The sequence below is a fragment of the Micromonospora sp. NPDC005215 genome, from assembly GCF_040607915.1.
In the GTDB taxonomy this organism is placed as follows: Bacteria; Actinomycetota; Actinomycetes; order Mycobacteriales; family Micromonosporaceae; genus Micromonospora.
The window spans coordinates 219234-235662 of record NZ_JBEXHQ010000001.1 but is presented as its reverse complement, the minus strand read 5'-3'; the positions used below and the strand labels follow the sequence as shown (position 1 = coordinate 235662).

Genomic DNA, 16429 nt, shown 5'->3' with positions numbered 1-16429 from the left:
GCTAGGCTGGCACGGTCATCGGTGCCGCGCCGCGCGGTGCCCGCCGCGGCCCGGCTCGGCGCTGTCGGTCGGCCCGGCCACGGGGAGGGGAGCGTGCCGTCGTGATCTTCAGAGCGGTCCGGGACGGGCGTCCCTACCCGGAGCACAACCTGACCCTGAAGCAGTGGGCGGAGATCCCGCCCCGTCCGCTGCGCCTGGATCAGATGATCACCACCAAGCGCGAGCTGGCGCTGGACAAGCTCCTCGCCGAGGATTCCACCTTCTACGGTGACCTCTTCCCGCATGTCGTGCAGTGGAACGGCGGGCTCTACCTGGAGGACGGGCTGCACCGGGCGTTGCGCGCCGCCCTGCAACAGCGCAACCAGATCCACGCGCGGGTGCTGGTGCTCTCGGGACCGATCGAGTGACGAGCCCTTCTCTCACGCGCTGAACCTTCGTTAAGGTGGCGTCCATGACCGCTCCGCTCGACCTGCTCGACCTGGACCTGTCGCTCAGCGCGGAGGAGCGGCAGATCCGCGACGTCGTCCGCCAGCTCGTCGACGACCGGGTGCGACCGCACGTCGCCGACTGGTACGAGGACGGCCAGGTGCCGGCCCGGGACCTGGCCCGCGAGTTCGGCAAGCTGGGACTGCTCGGCATGCACCTGACCGGCTACGGCTGCGCCGGCGCGTCCGCTGTCGCCTACGGGCTGGCCTGCCAGGAGCTGGAAGCCGGTGACTCCGGCCTCCGTTCCCTGGTCTCGGTGCAGGGCTCGCTCGCCATGTACGCCATCTGGCGCTACGGCAGCGAGGAGCAGAAGCAACGCTGGCTGCCGTCGATGGCCACCGGTGCGGCGATCGGCTGCTTCGGACTGACCGAACCGGACCACGGCTCCGACCCCGCCTCGATGACCACCCGGGCCCGCCGCGACGGCGACGACTGGCTGCTCACCGGCGGAAAGATGTGGATCACCAACGCGCCGATCGCCGACGTCGCGGTGATCTGGGCGCGCACCGACGAGGGCGTGCGCGGCTTCGCCGTACCCATGGACACGCCGGGTGTCGCGGCCCGGGAGATCCGCCGCAAGATGTCGCTGCGCGCGTCGGTGACCGGCGAGATCGTGCTCGACGACGTCCGGCTCCCGGCGGACGCCCAACTACCCGAGGCGGTCGGGCTCAAGGCGCCGCTGAGCTGCCTCACCGAAGCCCGGTACGGCATCGTCTGGGGCGCGCTCGGCGCCGCCCGTGACTGCCTGGAAACCACACTGGCGTACGCCACCACCCGCACCCAGTTCGGCCGCCCGCTGGCCGGCTTCCAGCTCACCCAGGCGAAGCTCGCCGACATGGCCGTCGAGCTGGTGAAGGGGCAACTGCTCGCGCTGCACCTGGGTCGGCTCGCCGACACCCACCGGCTGCGGCCCGAGCAGGTCAGCGTGGGCAAGCTGAACAACGTGCGGGAGGCCCTGGCCATCGCCCGGCAGTGCCGCACCATCCTCGGCGCCAACGGCGTCTCCGGCGAGTACCCGGTGATGCGGCACGCCAACAACCTGGAGAGCGTGCTGACGTACGAGGGCACCTCCGAGATCCACCAGTTGGTCGTCGGGCAACGGCTCACCGGGCTTTCCGCGTTCTCCTGACCTGCCCGATTCCGCCGTCCGGGCGCTCGACGCGCGACTGTCGCAGTGGGGCCGTACCGTCATCGGCAGACGACGTGTCTGACGAGGACGGTGAGCGTGATGGCCCGCGACGCTGGCAGCAACGAGCCCACGAGGGAGTTCCCCGGTTACCCAACCGGCGACGATCTCCGGGAGCGGTCGACCGCTACACCCGAGCCGACCACTGATACACCGGGCGGCTCGGGAAGTGCTGGCGGCCCTGGTGGCCCCGGCGGCCCTCCCGCCGGTCCGCCCACCGGCCCAGCGACCGGTGGCGACGGTGGGGGTGGTGGGGCCGCTCGCGGCCTACTCCTGCTGCTCGGCGCTGCCGCGCTGGCCGTGGTGGTGCTGCTCGGCATCCAGGCGACCGGTTTCCTGCCGGATTTCCGCAACCCGTTCGCCAAGGAGCAGACCGACCGCAGCCAGCCACCGCTGCTGAAGTCGATCCAGGACCTCAGCCGCTACGTGGCCGCGGAGGGCAACTTCCAGGTCGTCGTCGACACCCAGAACGACCGGCGCAACGTGCCAGACTTCCTGCTCAACGAGCGCACCCTGTTCGTCGGAGCCGGCAGTGTCGAGGCGTACGTCGACTTCACCAAGATCGCTGAAGGGGCCATCGTGCAGTCCGCCGACGGCAAGTCCGTCGAGATCAAGCTGCCCGCGCCGCAGCTCGGCGAGACCAACCTCGACATGGAGAAGAGCTACGTCTTCGCGGAGGAGCGTGGTCTGCTCAACCGGCTCGGTGACCTGGTCGGCAACGACCCCAACCGGCAGCAGCAGGTCTACCAGCTCGCCGAGGACCGGATCACCGCCGCCGCCCGCGACAGCGGGCTCTCCGCCCGAGCGGAGGAGAACACCCGCAAGATGCTGGAGGGGCTGCTGCGCTCCCTCGGCTACCAGCAGATCACCGTCACCTACACGGCTCCCTGACCTGCCGAGCCCGTAACACCGAGCGCCCGCCCCGACATCCGTCGAGGCGGGCGCTGCGGCGTCCAGTCACTGCCCGCCCGCCACTGCGGATCCCCCTGGCTCAAGATCTGCGCAACTTCAGGGATGCTGCTGCCTCCGCCGCTCGTGAGGCAGCAACTTCGGTGAAGTTGCTGCCTCACGGTCTGGGCGGGGCGCGAGAGGGGGCGTCAGTGCTGGGTGGAGGCCAGGTAGGTGTCCTCATTCGGCATGAGAACCCAGAGGATCAGGTAGACGATCACCTGGGTGCCGGGCAGCAGCAGGGACAGCAGAAACAGCAGCCGGACCATCCCGGCGGACATGCCGAACCGCCGACCGAGGCCGGCGCAGACACCGGCGAGCATGCGCCCCTCGCGGGGTCGGACCAGTTTGCGACTCATCGTCGTACTCCCACTCTGCGGCGGTGCGCCGCGTCTGCAATCCACGGTAGAAGGGGGTGGCCACCTCGTCCTCCGTCCCGAGGATGAGCGGCAACCCGTGGACCCGTAGGTGCTTTACCCGGGCAGCCCCTCGCTGACGCATCCCCGAGCCGCCCGCCGCGGGGTGGATGGCGGGGAGATGGCGGTCAGGTGCACACTCCCGGTGGTCGGGGGGGCGTTGAGCTGGGCGGGTACGCTGGCAGATCGGCCACCCACACCCCGGGGGCCGGAACCCATACCCCGGTCGATCACGAGCGGGGCCGCCAGATCGGCGGCCCTGGCGCGGCCGGGTCCCGCATGCGGGACGACGGCGAGGAAGCGCAGCCATGATCAGTGTTTTCGACCTCTTCAGCGTCGGTATCGGGCCGTCCAGCTCGCACACGGTGGGGCCGATGCGGGCCGCGCGGACGTTCGTTGCCGGGCTCAAGGCCGACGGGCTGCTCACCGACGTCGCACGGGTGCAGGCTGAGCTGTTCGGCTCGTTGGGCGCGACCGGGCACGGCCACGGCAGCGGTCCGGCGGTGCTGCTCGGGCTGGCGGGCGAGTCGCCGGAGACGGTCGACACGGACACCGTCGGTCCTCGGGTCGAGCGGATCCGGGCCGAGCGGCGGATCAGCATCCTGGCCGCGCACGAGATCGACTTCGACCCGGATCGGGACCTCACGTTGCACCGGCGTCGTTCACTGCCGTACCACCCGAACGGGATGACCTTCGCGGCGTACGACGGGGCCGGCGCCGAGGTACGCAGCCGTACCTACTACTCCGTCGGCGGCGGGTTCGTGGTGGACGAGGCGGCGGCCGGCGCGGACCGGATCAAACCGGACAGCACGCGGGTGCGGTACCCCTTCCTGACCGGGTCGCAGCTCCTCGACGTCACCACCTCCACCGGCCTGTCGATCAGCGAGGTGATGCTTGCCAACGAACAGTCCTGGCGCAGCGAGGCGGACATCCGGGCCGGCCTGCTGGAGATCTGGCGGGTGATGCGGGAGTGCGTGCAGCGCGGCTGCGAGCGGGACGGCGTACTCCCGGGTGGGTTGAAGGTTCGGCGGCGGGCGGCGGAGCTGCGGCGTGGCCTGGAGGCGGACGCCGGGACGCCCGACCCGCTGCACGCGATGGACTGGGTGACGCTGTTCGCCCTCGCTGTCAACGAGGAGAACGCGGCCGGTGGCCGGGTGGTCACCGCGCCGACAAACGGTGCGGCCGGGATCATTCCGGCGGTGCTGCACTACTACACCCGGTTCGTGCCGGGCGCTGACGACGACGGTGTGGTGCGGTTCCTGCTGACGGCCGGCGCGATCGGCGTGCTGTTCAAGGAGAACGCGTCGATCTCGGGCGCGGAGGTCGGCTGTCAGGGTGAGGTGGGTTCGGCGTGCTCGATGGCGGCGGCCGGGCTGGCCGAGGCGCTCGGTGGCACCCCGGAGCAGGTGGAGAACGCGGCCGAGATCGGAATGGAGCACAACCTCGGGTTGACCTGTGACCCGGTGGGTGGCCTGGTGCAGATCCCCTGCATCGAGCGGAACGCGGTGGCTAGCATCAAGGCGATCACGGCTGCCCGGCTGGCGCTGCGCGGCGACGGTGTGCACAAGGTGTCGCTGGACAAGGTCATCAAGACCATGCGGGAGACGGGCGCCGACATGAAGGTCAAATACAAGGAGACGGCGCGTGGCGGTCTGGCCGTCAACGTGATCGAGTGCTGAGTCCGGCCGATTCGGGGCATTCGTTCACCGACTGCTAACCTGTCGTCCGTTTCAGGAGGCGGGAGGCTCGCGGTGACCTCTGGCGTCGCGGCGTTGTGGTCGCACCGCAACTCGCTGCGCATCCTGGTCCGGCGGGATCTGGCGGTCAAGTACCAGCAGTCCGTGCTGGGCTACTTCTGGTCGTTGATCGAGCCGCTCGGCATGGGCGCCATCTACTGGTTCGTGTTCGGGGTGCTCTACTCCCGGGACACCGGCCGGCATCTGGGCGAGGCGGCCGGGTCGTACCCGCTGTTCCTGATCACCGGGATCTTCGCCTGGATGTGGACCAGCTCGGCGCTGAGCGAGGCGACAAACGCGCTGACCGGCCAGTCCCGGTTGATCACCACGATGAACGTGCCGCGTCAGGTCTTTCCGATCGGCCGGGTCACCGGCCGGTTCGCCGAGTACGCCGCCGGCCTGCCGATCCTGATCGCCATCGCGGTGATCTACGCGGCGCACGGTCGGATCCATCCCGGCTGGTCGCTGCTCGCCCTGCCGCTCGCGGTGGCCGTCCAGGCCGTCCTGTTGACCGGGCTCGCCCTGCTGCTGTCCGCCTGGAACGTGCTGATGCGCGACGTGGAACGGCTCATGCGGCTGATCATCCGGCTGCTCTTCTACGCCACGCCGATCATCTATCCGCTCAGCCTGGTCCGGGAGTCCGGCCTGCCCGGCTGGCTGAAGGTGGGATACGAGCTGAACCCCCTGGTCGGGATCTTCCAGCTGCACCACGCGATCTGGTATCCGGACGAGTTCCCGGACGCCCGGCTGCTCGCCACCACGATCGTCGGCAGCCTGCTGGTGCTGGCCGCCGGCTGGTGGTCGTTCCGCCGGTTGGAACCCGCAGTGCTCAAGGAACTGTGACGTGGCCACCCCGATCATCGAGGCCGACGGCCTGGGCATCCGGTTCGTCCGCAACCGTCGCCGCCAGCTGCGGCTGCGCGAGTTGTTCATCCACCGGGGCGGGCGCGGTGCCCTGCCCGGCCAGTTCTGGCCGCTGCGCGACGTGTCGTTCACCGTCGAGCCGGGCGAGACCGTCGGGGTGATCGGCCGTAACGGCACCGGCAAGAGCACCCTGCTGCGGCTGATCGCCGGGGTGCTCATCCCGGACGAGGGTGACATCCGGGTGCACGGCGCGGTGGCGCCGCTGCTGGAGTTGTCCGCCGGCTTCTCCAACGACCTGACCGGACGGGAGAACCTGCACCTGGTCGGCGGGCTGCACGGGCTGTCGACGGGCTATCTGAAGCGCCACTTCGACGAGATCGTCGAGTTCGCCGGTGAGCAGGTGCAGGGTGCCATCGACACGTCGGTGCGGCACTACTCGTCGGGGATGAAGGTGCGGCTCGGCTTCGCGATCATCTCGCACCTGCCGCACCCGATCCTGTTGATGGACGAGGTGACCGCTGTCGGAGACGCGGAGTTCCGCAAGAAGTGCTACGCGACTATTGATCGTCTGCTCGGGGAGGGGCGCACGCTGGTGCTGGTGTCACACAACGAAAAGGACCTGACCCGGTTCTGCCGTCGGGGGTTGTACCTCGACGCGGGCCGGTTGACGCTCGACGGCAGCATCGCCGAGGCGCTCGACGCGTACCACGCCGCGGTCCCGCGGTGACGCTCGCGATCGTGCTCGCCGCCGGGATGCCCGCGGCGGGCCTGACCACCTCGACCGGCGAGCCGCTGACCGAGCGGCTGGCCGCCCAGCTGCGCCGGGCCGGGGCGGACGAGGTGCGGTTCGCCGGCGACCTCGACGAGTTGGCCGCGCTGGCCGACGCCGCCGACGGCCCACTGCTGATCACCGGCACCGACCTGGTCGCCCACACGGCCGTGCTGCGGCACCTGGCCACCAGCCCGGTCGGGCCGACTGTGGCGTTGGTGCTTACCGACCCGCCGGTGCCCGGTCGGACCGCGGTGCGCGAGGAACGCGGCCAGGTGGTCGACGCCGGCCCGCTGGACGCCCTCGACGGCGACGCCACCGGCGTGTTCGGTGGCGCGCTGCGGGTCGGCGTGGACGACCTTCCGACGCTGGCCGCCGCCGCCCGTGCCGCCGCGTCCGGGGTGCTCCCGGTCGCCGCCCCGATCGGTCCGGTCGGTGACGTGGCGCCGCTGCCGGCCGCCGGGGGAGCCGGACACAGCAGTCCCGGGTCCGCCGTGGACCGGCTCGTCGCGGGTCTCGCGGCGCTCGGCACCCTGATCTTCGCCCAGCGGGTACGCCTGCTCGTCGCGCACCGGGTCGCGGACGCGTCCGGGTTGGCGGCTGCCGAAGCGGCAGTGACCGCTGTCGACGAGGACCGGGCCGAGCTGCGGCTGTCGGTGAAGGAGAAGGACGACTTCTTCTCCACCTACTTCGTCAGCACCTGGTCGCCGTACGTGGTCCGGCTGTCGGCCCGGCTCCGGCTCACCCCGACCGGGGTGACGGCGATCTCGGTGCTGTTCGCACTGGCGGCGGCGGTGCTGTTCGGGGTCGGCGGGCGGCCCGCCCTGGTCGGCGGCGCGGTGCTGCTCTACCTCGGCTTCGTGCTGGACTGCGTGGACGGCCAGTTGGCCCGCTACACCCGACACTTCAGTGCCTGGGGTGGCTGGCTGGACACCATGGCGGACCGGGCCAAGGAATACCTGGTCTACGCCGGCCTGGGCTTCGGGGTGAGCCACGCCGGGTTGGGCAACGGTTGGGCGTTGGCGATCGCCGCGATGACGTTGCAGACCGTCCGGCACATGACCGACACCTGGTACGGGGTGCTGCACGACGAGGCGGCCCGCCGACCCCGGGCGGCAGCGGGAGGCAGCGGCGGCATCGGCGACCGGTTGAACGCGGCGTCGACCCGGGTGCAGGCGGACACCGGCTCGGTGTCGTACTGGCTCAAGCGGACAGTGGTCTTTCCGATCGGTGAGCGCTGGGCGTTGATCGCGGTGACCGTGGCGCTGTTCAATCCGCTGGTCAGCCTGATCGCGGTGCTGGTCTGGGGTGTGCTGGCGTTCGCGTACACCGGCGCTCTGCGGACGCTGCGCGCCCGCTGGATGTGGGTGCCGGTGCTGGACACTGTCGATGCCACACTGCACCGCGACGACGGGCCGCTGGCCCGGCGGCTGCCGGTGGTCCGCCCGATGGGACCGCTCACCCTGGCGGTGATCGCCGCGCTCGGCCCGGCGGTGCTGCTGGTCGTGGCGCTGCTGGGCGACGCGCCGGACGGGCTGCGCTGGGCGGTGCCGGTGGCGCTGCTGGTGCTGCTTGTCGGTGGGCTGGGTGCTGGGGCGGCGCACAACGGGCCGTTGGACTGGCTGGTGCCGGCGGCGCTGCGGGCGGCCGAGTACCTGTTCGCCATCGCGGTCGGCGTGGTCGGCGACGTGCCAGGTTGGCTGATCTTCGGGTACGTCCTCGTGCTCACCGTGCACCACTACGACCTGACCGCCCGGTTGGAGAAACGGCAGGCGGCACCACCGCTGCACGCGGCCACGCTGGGCTGGGACGGGCGTTCGGTGCTACTGGCCCTCGCGGCGATTGTCGGTGTGGCGGGTATCGGGCTGGCTACACTCGGTGCGTACCTTCTCGTGGTTTTCGTGGTGAGCGTCGTCCTGGCCTGGTTCGTCCGACCGGCCCGCAGCGCGCGGGCGTTTGTCGCGCCGGTGGGCGCCGGAGGTGCCGCGCCACGCTGACGGAGGGACGGCCGGATGACCCTGATCAGTTTCGTGGTGCCGGCCTTCCGGGTGCAGGGATACCTGCGCGAGTGCCTGGACTCCATCCTCGGTCAGCCGGAGACCGACATCGAGGTGATCGCCGTCGACGACTGCTCGCCGGATGCCGGCGGCGACATCATCGACGAGTACGCGACCCGCGACCGGCGGGTCCGCTCGGTTCGGCTGCCGGAGAACGTCGGCCTCGGTCCAGCCCGCAACATCGGGCTGGACCGGGCCGTCGGCGAGTACGTGTGGTTCCTCGACGGCGACGACTGGCTGGTGCCGGAGTGCCTGCCGGAGGTCGCCGAGCGGTTGCGGGCGACCCGCCCGGACGTGCTGCTTGTCGACCACGTCCGCACCCACTGGAACGACACCGCCACCCGCAGCGCGATGGCCGAGGTGTTCCCCGATTCGCCCGGCGCGGGCACCTTCCGGCTGCGGGACCGGCCGGAGGCGATGCGCCTGCTGCACACCGCGTGGAACCGGTTGGTTCGCCGGGAGTTCCTGACCGACCTGGGGCTGCGGTTCGCGCCCGGCTGGTACGAGGATGTCTCGTTCAGCTACCCGGTGCTGATGGCGGCGCGGCGGATCGGCGTACTGGATCGGGTCTGCGTCAACTACCGGCAACGCCGCGCCGGCGCGATCACCCGGACCCGGGGTGACAGGCATTTCGAGGTCTTCCCGCAGTGGCACCGGGTCTTCCACCTGATGGACGAGTGGGGCTCGGCGACGGACGCCCTGCGGCCGGCGGTCTTCGAGCGGATGATCTGGCATTACCTCACAGTGCTGGGCAACGGCCAGCGGATCGCCCCGGAGCTGCGGCCGGCGTTCTTCGCGCAGATCACCGCCGACTACGAACGCTGGTTGCCACCCGGCGGCTATCCGGTGCCGGACGGGGTGGAGGGGATCAAGCACCGGCTTGTCGCTTCCGGTCGGTGGCACACCTTCAGCGCGTTGCGGGCCGCGAGCCGGGCCCGGGACGTCGCCCGCCGGCAGGCTCGCACCGCCCGGCGGCGGGTCGGCCCGGTCGCTCGGCGCGGTGCCCGGCTGACCCGCGACGGGTTGCTGCGCGAGTACTACCGGGCCGAGCTGCGGCGGCCTGTCGATCCGACGCTGGCCGTGTACGCCGCCTACTGGTACCGGGGTTACTCCTGCAACCCGGCGGCGATCTACGAGGTCGCCCGCCGGTTGGTGCCGGGGGTGCGCGGAGTGTGGGTCGTGCGTCGAGACCGGGTGGACACCGTGCCGGCCGGGGTGGAGTACGTGGTCGCCGGCACCCCGGCCTACTACCGGGTGCTGGCCCGCGCCCGGTGGTTGGTCAACAACGTCAACTTCCCGGACTTCGTCCGGAAGCGACCCGAGCAGGTGCACCTGCAGACCCACCACGGCACGCCGGTGAAGGTGATGGGGCTGGATCAGCAGCGCTACCCGATCGGTGCGGGCCGGATGGACTTCGCCGGGCTGCTGCGCCGGGTGGACCGCTGGGACTACAGCGTCAGCGCGAACAGTTTCTCCACCCAGATGTGGGACCGGGCGTACCCGGCCACGTACACCACCCTGGAGGTGGGCTACCCGCGCAACGACCGCCTGGTCACCGCCGGCCCGGACGAGGTGCGCCGACTGCGCGCGGAGTTCGGCCTCGGCCCCGACGAGCAGGTCGTGCTGTACGCCCCGACGCACCGCGAGCACCTGCCCGGCTACCGGCCGCCGTTCGACCCGGACCGGTTCGTGCGGGCGCTCGGTGACTCGGGCCGGCTGCTGATGCGCAGTCACTACTTCCACGACCGCGATCGGCGTCCCGGTCGACCGGGGGACTGGGAGCGGGTCCGTGACGTCAGCGGCCACCAGCGGGTGGAGGATCTCTACCTGGTGGCGGATGTGCTGGTCACCGACTATTCGTCGGCGATGTTCGACTACGCGGTGCTGGACCGGCCGATCGTGCTCTACGCCCCGGACTGGGAGGCGTACCGGCTGGCCCGGGGTGTCTACTTCGACGTGACGGCCGAGCCGCCGGGTACGGTGGCCACCACCTTCGACGATCTGCTCGATGTGTTCCGGACCGACGCGGTGCGGTCCGACGCGGCGGCGAAGGCCCGCGAGCAGTTCCGGGGCCGGTTCTGCACACTGGACGACGGGCACGCGGCGGAGCGGGTGGTGCGTCAGGTGTTCCTGGGCGAGCCGGGTGAGCGGTCCGCGAGTTGCTGATCAGAACTTCTGTCGCTTAATAGCAGCGTCACCGCCCGAACATAAGACGTTTACCCGATGTCCTAAACCAATGATCCTGGTCACAGTCTTCAGGGGTTCGGCCGAACAACTGGGGGGGACGACGGTGAGCACCGTCACGCTCAAGGATGTGACCAAGGTATTCAGGGATGGCACCATGGCCGTCGACAGCATCAATCTTGATGTTAACGACGGCGAGTTCATGGTGCTCCTCGGGCCGTCCGGTTGCGGCAAGTCCACGGTGCTGCGAATGATCGCCGGGTTGGAGGAGCCGACCAGCGGCGCTGTCCTGCTCGACGGAGAACTGGCGAACGACCTGCCGCCACGGGATCGCAAGATCGCCATGGTCTTCCAGGACTTCGCGCTCTACCCGCACATGACCGTCGGCGACAACATCGCCTTTCCGCTGCGGCTGGCCGGGGTGGAGCCCGAACCGCGCGGTGAGCGGGTCAGCGACGTGGCCAGCGCGCTGGGCATCGGTGACGTGCTGGCCCGCAAGCCTGGCCAGCTCTCCGGTGGGCAGCGGCAGCGGGTGGCGATGGGCCGGGCGATCGTCCGCCGGCCCGGCCTGTTCCTCATGGACGAGCCCCTGTCGAACCTGGACAGCGGTCTCCGTGCGGAGCTGCGCGCGGAGATCTCGGGCCTGACCCGGGAATTGGGCGTCACCACCGTCTACGTCACCCACGACCAGGCCGAGGCGCTCACCATGGCGGACCGGGTGGCCATCATGCGCCGGGGCGTGCTCCAGGACGTGGGCACACCCACCCAGGTGTACGGCCGGCCGGCGACGCTCTACGTGGCGGCCTTCCTGGGCAGCCCGCGGATGAACCTGCTGGAGGCGTCGGTCTACGTCCACCTCGACCGGTACGTCACGCTCAACCTCGGTGAGCAGTCGCTCTACCTGCCCTGGAACGACATCCGCAGTCGGGCGGTGGCGCACTACCACGGTGAGCGGATCGTTGTCGGCATGCGCGCCGAGGCGCTCACCCCTGTCGCACCGGACAGCCCAGGCGACGTGCTGCGCGGGCGGATCCGCTACCTGGAGCACCACGGGCACGAGTCGCTGGCGTTCCTCGACATCGGCGCTACCGCGATCATGGTCGACGAGATGGGGGCACCGCTCGACCCGCCGCCGGTGGGCCAGCGTGGCCTGCGCCGGTTCGGCTCGGTGATGCAGCGACTCACAGGTAAGCCGGTGGAGCCACAGGAGGCCCCCCCGAACAGCAGCAGCCAGACCAGCGTGCTTCCCGATCCGGGTCGGCACCACCGGCGCCCGGCGGAGCTGGCGGTACGGCTGGCACCGTACCCGGCGGTCAGCGCCGGTCACCCGCTCGCCGTCTCGGTTCGGATGGACGCGCTGCACTTCTTCGACGAGCGGGGCGCCCGGATCGACGTGGGTTGGCGCTGACGACTCACCGGAGCAGGGTGGCGGCCGGCCCTCCGGTGCCCTACCGTCTGCCCACCCAGTCCACTGTGAAAGACCACCGAAAGGGGTGCGCCCGTGTCGGGTGACCGTCCCAGCCCGCTCGTCATCGAGCGCATCCTGCGCGATCGCGAGGGCATCTGGCAGCAGATCGTGGCCGAGCGTGACCTCAACGCGTTGACCGGTCGGATGCTGGCCAGCTCGGCCATCGCGCTGGCCTGCTACGGGGCGGTGCTCGGCGCCTTCCACAGTCCGCTGATGGCGCTGACCTCGGCGCTGAAGCTGCCCCTGCTGTTCCTTGTCACGTTGGCCATCTGCCTGCCCACGCTCTACCTGTTCAACCTGGTCTTCGGTGCCCGACTCTCGGTGCGTCAGTCGTTGGCACTGGTGATGGTGGCGATCACTGTCACCGCGATGCTCGCTGTGGCGTTCGCGCCGATCAGTCTCTTCTTCCTGATCACCGCGCCCGACTACGGGTTCTTCAAGCTGCTCAACGTGGCGATCCTGGCCCTGTCGGCGCTTGTCGGGTTGCGCTTCCTGACCGGCGGCATGCAGGTGCTCAACGACCACGGCCTGCTCGCGCCGTCGGCCGCCAACGCCCAGGTCACCGCGCACGCCAACGCCCCGGCCCCGGCCACGCCGGCCCCGGTGCCCGCCGCCTCGGCGCCGGCAGCCGCTCCGGTCGCCGGTGCGGGTGCCGAGCCGGCGGCCGTACCGGCCGCGGTCGCGGTGGCTGAACCCGCCCCGAACGGCGTGGCCACCGTCGCGCCGGCTCACGTTCCGGCGCAGTGGAGCGGCCAGCCCGCCGGTGCGCCTCCGGTGGGCCCGGTGCCGCCCGGCTACCCGCTCTCGTGGAACGACCGCACGATCCGACGGGGCGAACCGGCGCAGCGGCCGGCGAGCATGACCCTGCTCTACATCTGGATCCTGCTCTTCGGCTTCGTCGGCACCCAACTGGCGTGGACGCTGCGCCCGTTCTTCGGCGACCCGGGCCAGGATTTCGCCTTCTTCCGCAGCATCGACGGCAACTTCTACGCGGAGATCCTGCGGACGATCGCCAACCTCTGACGCATCGGACGGCCTGGTTACCGGCTAGTAAACGGCAGCGAGCAGGCCGAAACGGGTTTGTGGGCCCAGCGGGGTGGATAGATTCGTACCGTGCTGGGCCTACCTGCTCACGTGACCGCCTGTCTCTTCGATCTGGACGGTGTGCTGACGCAGACCGCCCGTGTGCACAACGCCGCCTGGACGCAGACGTTCGACGAGTTTCTCCGGCAGCACGCCACCGCCTCCGGCGAACCGTTCCAACCCTTCGATCCCGGCCCGGACTACAACCGCTACGTCGACGGTCGGCCCCGCGCCGACGGCGTCCGGACGTTCCTCGCCTCCCGCGGCATCGTGCTGCCCGAGGGCACCCCGGACGACCCACCGGACGCCGACACCGTCAACGGCGTGGGCAACCGCAAGAACGTGCTGCTGCTCCGACACCTGCGCGACTTCGGCGTCGAGGTCTACCCGGGGTCGGTGCGCTACCTGCGGGCGGCCGCCGCCGCCGGGCTACGCCGGGCAGTGGTGACCGCGAGCGCCAACGGAGGCGAGGTGGTCGCCGCAGCGGGGCTGGCACCGCTGCTGGAGGCCCGGGTCGACGGGCTGGTGGCGCGGGCGGAGGGGCTGCGCGGAAAGCCGGAACCGGACACGTTCCTCGCCGGGGCCAGGCTGCTCGGCGTGGACCCGACGCGGGCCGCCGTCTTCGAGGATGCGCTCTCCGGGGTGGCCGCCGGCCGTGCTGGCGGCTTCGGCTACGTGGTCGGCGTCGACCGGGTCGGGCAGGCTGACGAGTTGCTCGCGCACGGCGCCGACATCGTGGTGCAGGACCTCGCCGACCTGCTCGATGCCGCCGATCCTGCGGTGCCGGCGCGCACCGCTGCCGCGCACCAGTCGACCACCCAACGGGACCTCGGGTGATCCGGGAGCGGGCCTACCCGGTCGAGCCGTGGCACGTCCGCGAGATCCGGCTCGACATGGACGTGCTGGCCCAGTCGGAGTCGGTCTTCGCGCTCTCCAACGGGCACGTCGGGCTGCGCGGCAACCTCGACGAGGGCGAGCCGCACGGCCTGCCCGGCACCTACCTCAACTCGTTCTACGAGCTGCGCCCGCTGCCGTACGCGGAGGCTGGCTACGGCTTCCCCGAGTCCGGGCAGACCATCGTCAACGTCACAAACGGCAAGCTGATTCGGCTGCTCGTCGACGACGAACCACTCGACGTGCGGTACGGGGAGCTGCTGGCCCACGAGCGGATCCTCGACATGCGGGCCGGCACCCTGCACCGGGAGCTGCACTGGCGCTCGCCCGCCGGCCGGGAGGTCAAGGTCCGCAGCACCCGCCTGGTCTCGTTCACGCAGCGGTCGGTCGCCGCGATCAGCTACGAGGTGGAGGCCGTCGACGGCCCGCTACGGCTGATCGTGCAGTCCGAGCTGGTGGCCAACGAGTCGCTCCCCGCGCAGAGCAAGGACCCCCGGGTCGCCGCGGTGCTGGAGTCACCCCTGCAGGCCGAGGAGGAGCTGACCACGCCGGACGGGGGGCAGATGATCCACCGCACCAAGGTCTCCGGGCTACGGGTCGCCGCAGCGATGGAGCACGAGGTGCACGGCCCGGACCACACCACCATCGAGTCCGAGGGCTACGAGGACTGGGTACGCACCACCGTCGCCTGCGTGCTCAAGCCCGGCGAGAAGCTGCGGGTGATCAAGTATCTGACGTACAGCTGGTCGAGTCGGCGATCGCTGCCCGCGCTGCGCGACCAGGTCGGCGCGGCACTCGCCGGCGCCCGGCTGGACGGCTGGGACGGCCTGCACCGGGAGCAGCGCAACTACCTCGACGCCTTCTGGGACGCCTCCGACGTGCTGGTCGAGGGTGACCCGGAGGTGCAGCAGGCGGTCCGGTTCGGTCTCTTCCACGTGCTCCAGGCCGGCGCACGGGCCGAGCAGCGGCCGATCTCGGCGAAAGGGCTGACCGGTCCCGGTTACGACGGGCACGCATTCTGGGACACCGAGATGTTCGTGCTGCCGGTGCTCACGTACACCCAGCCGAGCGCGGTGCGGAGCGCGTTGCAGTGGCGGCACAGCACGCTGGAGTCGGCGCGGGAGCGTGCCGACACGCTCAACCTCAGGGGTGCCGCGTTTCCCTGGCGGACCATCGAGGGGCCGGAATCCTCAGGCTACTGGCCGGCCGGCACGGCGGCCTTCCACATCGCCGCCGACATCGCCGACGCCGTGCGCCGCTACGTGATGGTCACCGGAGACACCCAGTTCGAGCGGGACGTCGGGCTGGAGCTGCTTGTGGAGACCGCCCGGCTGTGGCGCTCGATCGGCCACCACGACCGGCACGGCCAGTTCCACATCGACGGTGTCACCGGCCCGGACGAGTACACCGCCGTGAAGAACGACAACATCTACACCAACCTGATGGCACAACGGAACCTGCTCGCGGCCGCCGACGTGGTGATGCGCTACCGAAACGAGGCGTTCCACCTCGGGGTCACCGACGAGGAGGCGGCGAGCTGGCGGGATGCCGCCACCTCCATGCACGTTCCGTACGACGAGGAACTCGACGTGCACCAGCAGGTGGAGGGCTTCACCCGGTTGCAGGAGTGGGACTTCCCGCACACCCCGGCGGAAAAATACCCGCTGCTGCTGCACTACCCGTACTTCGAGCTGTACCGCAAGCAGGTGGTCAAGCAGGCCGACCTGGTCCTCGCCATGCACTGGCGAGGGGACGCGTTCACCCCCGAGCAGAAGCTCCGGAACTTCCTCTACTACGAGCGTCGCACCGTACGCGACTCGTCCCTGTCGGCCTGCACGCAGGCGGTGCTCGCCGCCGAGGTGGGCCACCCGGAGCTCGCGCACACCTACCTGCGCGAGGCCGCGCTGATGGACCTGCACGACCTCAACGAGAACACCCGTGACGGCGTGCACATGGCGTCGTTGGCCGGCGCCTGGCTCGCCCTGGTCAGTGGGCTCGGCGGGCTCCGGGACCACCACGGCGAGTTGTCCTTCGCGCCCCGGCTCTCCAGCCGACTCAGCCGGCTGGAGTTCTCCCTGCAGTGGCGGGGGCTGTCGCTGCGGGTGGATGTCCGCCCGCACCAGACGACGTACTCGCTGCGTCATGGCGGTCCGGACGACGTGGTGGAGCTGCGCCACCACGACCAGATGCTGCGGGTGACCTGCGACGAACCGGTGACGGTGCCGGTGCCGCAGGCCGAGCCGTCCGGCCCGCCGCCCGAGCAGCCACCGGGCAGGTCACCGCTGCTGCGGTTGCCCGAGCGCGCGGACGTGCAGTGACGGTCGGGGCGGGAGTGCTC

Annotated in this window: 13 protein-coding genes; 12 read left to right on the top strand and 1 reads right to left on the bottom strand. The window is 70.8% G+C overall.

Annotated features, from left to right (window positions below; translation table 11 throughout):
• The first annotated feature begins 101 nt into the window (after positions 1 to 101).
• The 3 genes from ABZU25_RS01140 (at position 102) to ABZU25_RS01130 (ending at position 2563) form a co-directional block, all read left to right on the top strand.
• A complete protein-coding gene (locus ABZU25_RS01140; RefSeq protein WP_091395231.1) occupies positions 102 to 407 on the top strand; it encodes a type II toxin-antitoxin system VapB family antitoxin in 306 nt (101 codons plus the stop codon).
• Between the two features lie 44 nt (positions 408 to 451).
• Complete coding sequence (locus ABZU25_RS01135) at positions 452 to 1615, top strand: acyl-CoA dehydrogenase family protein (RefSeq protein ID WP_355027281.1); 1164 nt, start codon at positions 452 to 454, stop codon at positions 1613 to 1615.
• Positions 1616 to 1714: 99 nt separating this feature from the next.
• The gene (locus ABZU25_RS01130) at positions 1715 to 2563 is read left to right on the top strand and encodes a DUF4230 domain-containing protein (protein ID WP_355027280.1); all 849 of its coding nucleotides are present in this window, start codon (positions 1715 to 1717) and stop codon (positions 2561 to 2563) included.
• 206 nt (positions 2564 to 2769) lie between these two features.
• Here the strand turns inward: ABZU25_RS01130 and ABZU25_RS01125 are convergent, their stop codons facing one another.
• Positions 2770 to 2979 (bottom strand): PspC domain-containing protein, encoded by a 210-nt coding sequence (locus ABZU25_RS01125; protein WP_355027279.1) that lies wholly within the window; start codon positions 2977 to 2979, stop codon positions 2770 to 2772.
• Between the two features lie 365 nt (positions 2980 to 3344).
• Here ABZU25_RS01125 and ABZU25_RS01120 point away from each other — a divergent pair, with 365 nt between their 5' ends.
• From ABZU25_RS01120 to ABZU25_RS01080, 9 genes are all read left to right on the top strand, one after another.
• The gene (locus ABZU25_RS01120; protein WP_355027278.1) at positions 3345 to 4715 is read left to right on the top strand and encodes an L-serine ammonia-lyase; all 1371 of its coding nucleotides are present in this window, start codon (positions 3345 to 3347) and stop codon (positions 4713 to 4715) included.
• 72 nt (positions 4716 to 4787) lie between these two features.
• A complete protein-coding gene (locus ABZU25_RS01115) occupies positions 4788 to 5615 on the top strand; it encodes an ABC transporter permease (protein ID WP_355027277.1) in 828 nt (275 codons plus the stop codon).
• A gap of 1 nt (position 5616) precedes the next feature.
• Entirely contained in the window at positions 5617 to 6363 is a 747-nt protein-coding gene (locus ABZU25_RS01110; protein WP_355027276.1) for an ABC transporter ATP-binding protein, read from the top strand.
• Between the two features lie 26 nt (positions 6364 to 6389).
• Positions 6390 to 8402, top strand: coding sequence for a DUF5941 domain-containing protein (locus tag ABZU25_RS01105; protein ID WP_355027450.1), 2013 nt, complete (start codon positions 6390 to 6392; stop codon positions 8400 to 8402).
• 15 nt (positions 8403 to 8417) lie between these two features.
• Entirely contained in the window at positions 8418 to 10628 is a 2211-nt protein-coding gene (locus ABZU25_RS01100) for a bifunctional glycosyltransferase family 2 protein/CDP-glycerol:glycerophosphate glycerophosphotransferase (RefSeq protein ID WP_355027275.1), read from the top strand.
• A 124-nt stretch (positions 10629 to 10752) separates the two neighbouring features.
• On the top strand, positions 10753 to 12054 hold the full coding sequence (locus ABZU25_RS01095) for an ABC transporter ATP-binding protein (RefSeq protein ID WP_355027274.1): 1302 nt from the start codon (positions 10753 to 10755) through the stop codon (positions 12052 to 12054).
• Positions 12055 to 12147: 93 nt separating this feature from the next.
• Positions 12148 to 13137: a hypothetical protein gene (locus ABZU25_RS01090; RefSeq protein ID WP_355027273.1), complete on the top strand. Its 990-nt coding sequence runs from the start codon at positions 12148 to 12150 to the stop codon at positions 13135 to 13137.
• A 90-nt stretch (positions 13138 to 13227) separates the two neighbouring features.
• The gene (locus ABZU25_RS01085; protein ID WP_355027272.1) at positions 13228 to 14034 is read left to right on the top strand and encodes an HAD-IA family hydrolase; all 807 of its coding nucleotides are present in this window, start codon (positions 13228 to 13230) and stop codon (positions 14032 to 14034) included.
• Positions 14031 to 16409, top strand: coding sequence for a glycoside hydrolase family 65 protein (locus ABZU25_RS01080; RefSeq protein WP_355027271.1), 2379 nt, complete (start codon positions 14031 to 14033; stop codon positions 16407 to 16409). Before ABZU25_RS01085 ends, ABZU25_RS01080 begins: the two co-directional genes overlap by 4 nt.
• Positions 16410 to 16429 lie beyond the last annotated feature (20 nt).